Annotated in this window: 4 protein-coding genes; 1 reads left to right on the top strand and 3 read right to left on the bottom strand. The window is 67.0% G+C overall.

Annotated features, from left to right (window positions below; translation table 11 throughout):
- Positions 1 to 824, top strand: an 824-nt coding sequence (locus BRAS3809_RS36855) for a hypothetical protein (RefSeq protein WP_201767130.1), incomplete at its 5' end; no start/stop codon positions are given.
- Between the two features lie 236 nt (positions 825 to 1,060).
- Here the strand turns inward: BRAS3809_RS36855 and BRAS3809_RS28685 are convergent.
- From BRAS3809_RS28685 to BRAS3809_RS28675, 3 genes are all read right to left on the bottom strand, one after another.
- Positions 1,061 to 2,656, bottom strand: coding sequence for a gamma-glutamyltransferase family protein (locus BRAS3809_RS28685; RefSeq protein ID WP_008965509.1), 1,596 nt, complete (start codon positions 2,654 to 2,656; stop codon positions 1,061 to 1,063).
- 137 nt (positions 2,657 to 2,793) lie between these two features.
- Positions 2,794 to 3,177, bottom strand: coding sequence for a RidA family protein (locus tag BRAS3809_RS28680; RefSeq protein WP_008965508.1), 384 nt, complete (start codon positions 3,175 to 3,177; stop codon positions 2,794 to 2,796).
- A 160-nt stretch (positions 3,178 to 3,337) separates the two neighbouring features.
- Positions 3,338 to 5,671 carry an acetamidase/formamidase family protein gene (locus tag BRAS3809_RS28675; RefSeq protein ID WP_008965507.1) on the bottom strand — a complete coding sequence of 778 codons (2,334 nt, stop codon included), beginning with the start codon at positions 5,669 to 5,671 and terminating at the stop codon, positions 3,338 to 3,340.
- Positions 5,672 to 5,866 lie beyond the last annotated feature (195 nt).

Below are 5,866 nucleotides of genomic sequence, written 5' to 3'. Positions count from 1 at the left end.
AGCAGTTCACGCCAGGGCCGCTCGCGCGGCGTCCGAGCGAATCGTTCACGGTATCAGGCGTGCCGTTCCAATATTCGGACATGGACCTCATTGAGGGCTTCCACGTGACGGCGGCCCGCGGCGGCCCGCTCACGCCAGGTGCCTATGTGCGGATCTGCTACGATCCGTCCGACAATGTGATCCTGCGCCTGGAGATCCGCGGCTTTGCCGGACCCATGCCGAACCAGATCGGGCGTCCCTCTCTTCAGCGGGCTCACGTTCCCTCTCCGGCTCCGACCCCGGTCGATCTGCCGTCCTGGCTCACGCCTGTGCTGTTTGGGGCCCTCAGTCTGGACCTGATCGCAATCATTGCCGTCTACCGGCCCTATCTCGGCGCGTTCCTGCGGATCGGGCGAGAGCGGGACCGATTTGTTCTTCGTTCCGAACTGCCGGCGGGCAGGAAAGTCAAGCTCAGCACCAGTATCGTCTATTGGGACGAGAGGCATCGTGTGATCTGGCTGCGGCCGCGCGGATTGATTCTGATTCAGATTCCTCTCGTCGTCGGCAGGCTGCACGTCGACGCAACCGAGCGTTCCGTCATTGCGTGGGACATCTGCCTGGCGCCGGCGAGCTGCATTGCTTTTGTCGCGGTCGCAACCGGCTTGTTTGGTCCGGTGCTCGCCGCGGCGGGAGGCCAGACCTGGTCGTTGCCGGCGTTGCTCGTCGGCGGGTTGATCGGGCTTGGAGTCGTTGGCCTGAACGTGGCCGCGTTCCGCTCCCGCATGCGGGCCTTTTTGCGGGCAAGCCTTCCGGAGATCGCCGTGCCGTCAACGCCGACCGCCTGAGAGCAGCGGCGGCCTGATCGGCGGGATCGCCTCGTGGTACGAGGGCCGCGTCAAGACCCGGGCATCCACGTCGTTCCAAGCATGCCGAACGACGTGGATGGCCGGGACAGGTCCGGCCATGACGATGTGGAGAGGGACGAGCGCAAAACTGCGATCGTCATATGCGATAGCCCTCCCCGCAAGGGGGAAGGGAGCTCACCGTCTTTGTGGCGAGAGCTCGACTGCCATGGTGCAGATTACCCCTCCGCCACCGCATCGCCCCAGGCGTGCGCAATCTCCGTCGCGCCGCTGTTCACATCGCCGTCGCGCAGCACGATGCTGGGGCAGGCGAACTTCATTGGCATGGTCTGGACCGGTGCCGGCACCGTCTCGAACCTCGCCGCGAGCGCAGTCGTCACCTCCGCCGGCAGCCGCGTGTCGGCTCCGACCACGTCGCCCTCGCTGGCGTCGATGCGCGGCTGATGGATTGCGGCCTCGAGGTCCATGCGATAGTCCATCACGAAGGACAGCATCTGCGCCACCGCTGGAAGAATGCGGCGGCCGCCGGAGGCGCCCAGCGCGAGGCGGCGGCCGTCGGCGGCTTCGGCCACGACCGGTGTGTAGTTCGTCAGGCAGCGCTTGCCGGGCGCGAGCGAGTTGGTGGTGCCCGGCGTCGGGTCGAACCACATGATGCCGTTGTTCATCATGATGCCGCTCTGCGGCGCCTGGAATTTCGAGCCGAAGCCGGACAGCAGGGTCTGCGTCACCGCGGCCATGTTGCCGTCGCGATCGACGACCGAATAATGCGTGGTGCAGGCGGGCGCGAGATATTCGGCGCCGAGCGCGCGCTTGCCGGGCGCATCGCCCATGTCGTTGAGGCGCTCGCGATAGGCCGATTGCATCGCCTCGGCATAGGCGATGAAGGCGCCTGCGTCCGGGGCCGTGCCCGCGGGCTCGATGCCCGCCTGCATCAGCCGGAGCGCATGCGCCAGGGTCGGTCCGGCGGTGAGTTCCGGCGTCGCGAACACCGTGCCGCCGCGATACGGAATGCGCAAGGGATCGCGGACCTGCGCGGCGAACGCGGCGAGATCCTCGACCGAGAGTGCGCCGCCGGCGGCCTGGATGTCGCGGGTCAGCGATCGCGCGATGTCGCCCTGGTAGAAGTCGCGCGCGCCGGCCTGGGCGAGATGCGACAAGGTCGCCTTCAACTGCTGCTGCGGCAGCCGCGTCACCGCCTTCGCGCCCCATTGCGGGTTCGGCGGCAGGCCGTCCTTCAGATAGGCCGCTGCGCTGCCCGCATAGCGGCGCAGGTCGGCGGCGCAGCTCGAGATCATCACGGTGGTCCACCAGTCGACCAGCAGCCCCTCGGCGGCGAGCTCGACGCTCGGTGCGACGAGGTCCTGCCAAGGCAGCCTGGCGTAGCGGCGGTACGCCATCTCCATGCCGGCCACCACGCCGGGCACCGCGATCGCGCCGGGGCCGTGCAGGTTGCGGTCGTCCTTGACGCGCGGCCACGGGAAGATGTCCGGAGAGACGCTGCCGTCATGGGTCAGCGGATAATCCTCGACGCGCAAACTGTCCGGCGCGCGCATGCCGTAGTCGATCACCTCGACCTTGTTCTCCTTGGCGCGGTACAGCACCATGGCGCCGCCGCCGCCCAGCCCGCTCATCCACGGCTCGACAACGCCGAGCGCGAAGCCGGTCGCCACGACAGCATCGATGCAGTCGCCGCCGGCGGCCAGCACCTCGGCACCGACCTCGGCCGCGCGCCGCGACTGCGCCGCGACGATGCCGCCCTTGCTGGTCACCGCCGGCTTGCGGATCTCCTGGCGATTGGAAAACTGGTTCGGCATGGCACTCCCCTCGTTCCGCCGCGGTCGTCGGCGAATTGACACCGCCGCGCGCCGCCGCACAATCGGCAACAGTGCCTGCCTCCTCAGCCCAGATCGAATGCCCTTGAAAGCATTGAGGATTAATTTACCATTCGGAACTAGGGTCGTCGGCAGACCAGATCGATCTCGATCAGCGCGTCATAGGCGAGGCCGGTGACGCCGACGCAGGTGCGGGCCGGCAGCCGGTCTGCGGGAAAGAATGAGCGGTAGCATTCATTCATTGCCGCGTAATCCCGCTTGAACTCCGTCAAGTAAATCCGAGACATCACAATGTGTTCGAGGCCGAGGTTGAGACCTTGGAGGATGTCCTTCAAGTTCTGCATCACCGCCTTCGTCTGATCCACGATCCCCTCCGGCAGCACGCCCGGCGCCTCGGGCGAGTCCGGCATCTGGCCGGTGACGAAGACGAAACCGTCGGTCTCGACCGCGTGGCTGAACGGCGCGACGGGCTTCGTGGCGCCGGGGATCATGTGGAACTGCATGAAGGGTCCTTTCTGTCAGTGAATGAGTAGGGTGGGCAAAGCGGCGCCGCAGGCGACGCGTGCCCACCATTCAGAGCGGCGGTGGGCACGGCGCGGGACAAATCATCTGATACGGCAGCAGAGCGAGCGCGCCTTTGCCCACCCTACTCATCTTGTGAGGTCAATCCGCATCCTCGAACAGCCGCTTGCTCAGGATCGCGTGGACGCCCCAATTGCCGTCGACCACCTGCGTCACGCCGAAATCCACCGCGGCCGACATCAGCGCGATCGCTTCGTCCTCGCTGAGCCCTTTGATGTGCATGAGGAAGCGGCGCATCTTGCGGAACGCGTCCTTCATCGCGAGGTCGAGCGAGGACTTGGCGTAGACCTCGCTCTGACCCTGCGCGCCGAACTCCGCCAGGTAGTTCGGATGGCTGAAGCCGGTGAGCACCCAGTCGGTCGCGGTCTCGATCAAGGGATAGCTGAGGTCGGCAAAGGGTTTGCCGGCGAGCTGCGTCTTCTTGTGGAGGATGACCTGGAAGGTGCCGGTCATCGAGCATTCGATGGCCGTGCCCGACAATTCGCCGTCACCCTGGGTGGCATGGGGATCGCCGACCGACAGCAACGCACCGGGAACCGCGACCGGCAGATACACCGTCGATCCCTTGCCGAGACGCCAATTGTCGAGATTGCCGCCGAAATAGGACGGCGGAATCGAATCGACGAAATCGGCCTCGCGCGGCGCCACCGCGATGACGCCGAAATGCGGCCGCAGGGGAATCCGGATGTTGTCGAGCACGCCGTGGCGGCGCTTGATGCTGCCGGGCGCGACCGGCACGCCGGGATAGTCATAGGTCGCATGCACCACGCCGGCCGGATCGGTCTGCGGCTCCCAGCGATAGGAGTAGAGCGCGCGGGCATGCGGCTCGGGATCCCCGGCGAAGATCTCGTAGATCGTCACGGCTTCGCGCGGAGCCGGCGATGCGATCAGCTCGTTGTAATGATAACCCCACCAGGCGGCGACGCTGGAGCCGAACACGCGGCCCTCGTGCTTTGGATTGCGGCTCGGCCGCGGCACGATGTCGAGGATGCGCACTTCGAGCACGTCGCCGGGCTGCGCATCCTTGATGGCCACCGGACCCGTGCAGATGTGCACGCCAAAGCCTTCGCCGGCGCCGCGGCCGAACACGCTCGCGTCCATCGGCCCGGCGCCGCGGCGGTCGACGTTCTTCCCGGCCTTGCTCCAGCCGAACACGCTGAGCGCGCCGTCGTCGCCCGAGATCATCAGCTCCGGATCGTCGGAGGCGTGCTGGGTCAATGTTTCGATGGTGATCGTGTCGCCGGAGGCGATTTCCAGCTGCGGCGGCAGCGAGCGGCTGAAATAGCCCCAATGGACACGCTCGGCCGATACCGCGAGATGATGATGGCGCTGTTGCGCCTGGTGATCGTTGGCCGGGGCGGGCAGCGCGATCTCGCTTCGCGACGGAGCCGCGGTCTGTGAGGCGCGCTGCTGCGCCAGCGCATCCTGTGGCCAGCCACGCTGGCCGCGCGGCGCCGCTGAGGCGACCGCCTGCTCGGCCTTCTGCTGCCGGAACTCGCGCGGCGACAGGCCGAACCTGGCGCGAAAGCTGCGGCTGAAATGCGCCGAATCGGCGAACCCGTAGCGATAGGCAATCTCGGAGATCGAGTGAGGCGCCTCGGCCGGATCGGAGAGATCGGTCCAGGCGCGCTGCAGCCGTCGCTCCTTGACGTAATGCGTGAAGTTGTCGCCAGCGCTCTCGAACAGTTTCTGCAGATAGCGTTCGGAGATGCCTTCCGCTTGCGCGATGCCGCTCGGAGAGAGGTCGGCGTCGTCGAGTTGTCGCTCGATCGCCTGGCAGATCCGGTGCAGGATCGCCGCCTGGGTCGCGCTGGTGCCGGCCTCGGATGTCGGCACGGCCTGCTGATGCGCCAGCGTGAGCAAGAGATCGACCAGGCTCTGCGCCACCGTGCTCCATTCGGCATCACTCAAGGTGTCGATCGTCCGCGCGGTCGCCTCCAACGTGCGGCAGACCACATCGGCGAGCCCGCTCGGTGCGACGACCTGGGGCCTCGCGAATTTCAGCTTGCCGCTGATGCGGCCATGCAGGGCGGCGGACGTGACCGACAGCACGATCGCGCGCAGGTCGCGCTGGAACGCGATGCTCCAATCGCCGGATCGCGGCAGCAGCATCAAGTGTCCCGCCGGCACGATGCGATGGTTGTCGCCACTGCGCAATACGGCGCCGTCCTCGATGGCGAGCAGCGCGATCGGCAAATCATCATGGCCAAGCGGGGCCGCGGCCACCGCCTGCGCGCCGGCCGACAGGCGCGACAGCGCCAGTCCTGGCGCAGTGCGGTGTGAGGCCGTGGCATGGCCGTCATAGAACGGCGTCTTCGCCGCCGGCTGCAGCCCGACGGCATTCAGCACATCGCGCCACGCCTCGGGGCGCTCGCCCTGCGCATAGGATTCGCTGGTGAACGGACGGAAACTCATGGCACGCCCCGGGTCCGGGAACTCGAAGCAACCCCCGTGCCAAATGAGCTTGACGGTTGGTCTTGGATTGGTCGTGCTCAGGCGCGTGCTCCGAAGCCTGTTATCGGCGGTGCTGTGTCTGGTCTGCACGTGCAGTCCGTTCCCCTCCCCCCCGCAAACGCAGGGCTATCGCATATGGCGATCGATGTTGCGCCC

It is taken from the genome of Bradyrhizobium sp. STM 3809, from assembly GCF_000239795.1.
In the GTDB taxonomy this organism is placed as follows: Bacteria; Pseudomonadota; Alphaproteobacteria; order Rhizobiales; family Xanthobacteraceae; genus Bradyrhizobium.
This window is presented reverse-complemented; position numbering and strand designations above follow the sequence as displayed.

What these genes read in the sequence shown, in the direction of transcription:
- BRAS3809_RS28685 (WP_008965509.1), bottom strand. Translation starts at nt 2,656, where the DNA reads ATGCCGAACCAGTTTTCCAATCGCCAGGAGATCCGCAAGCCGGCGGTG.
- BRAS3809_RS28680 (WP_008965508.1), bottom strand. Translation starts at nt 3,177, where the DNA reads ATGCAGTTCCACATGATCCCCGGCGCCACGAAGCCCGTCGCGCCGTTC.
- BRAS3809_RS28675 (WP_008965507.1), bottom strand. Translation starts at nt 5,671, where the DNA reads ATGAGTTTCCGTCCGTTCACCAGCGAATCCTATGCGCAGGGCGAGCGC.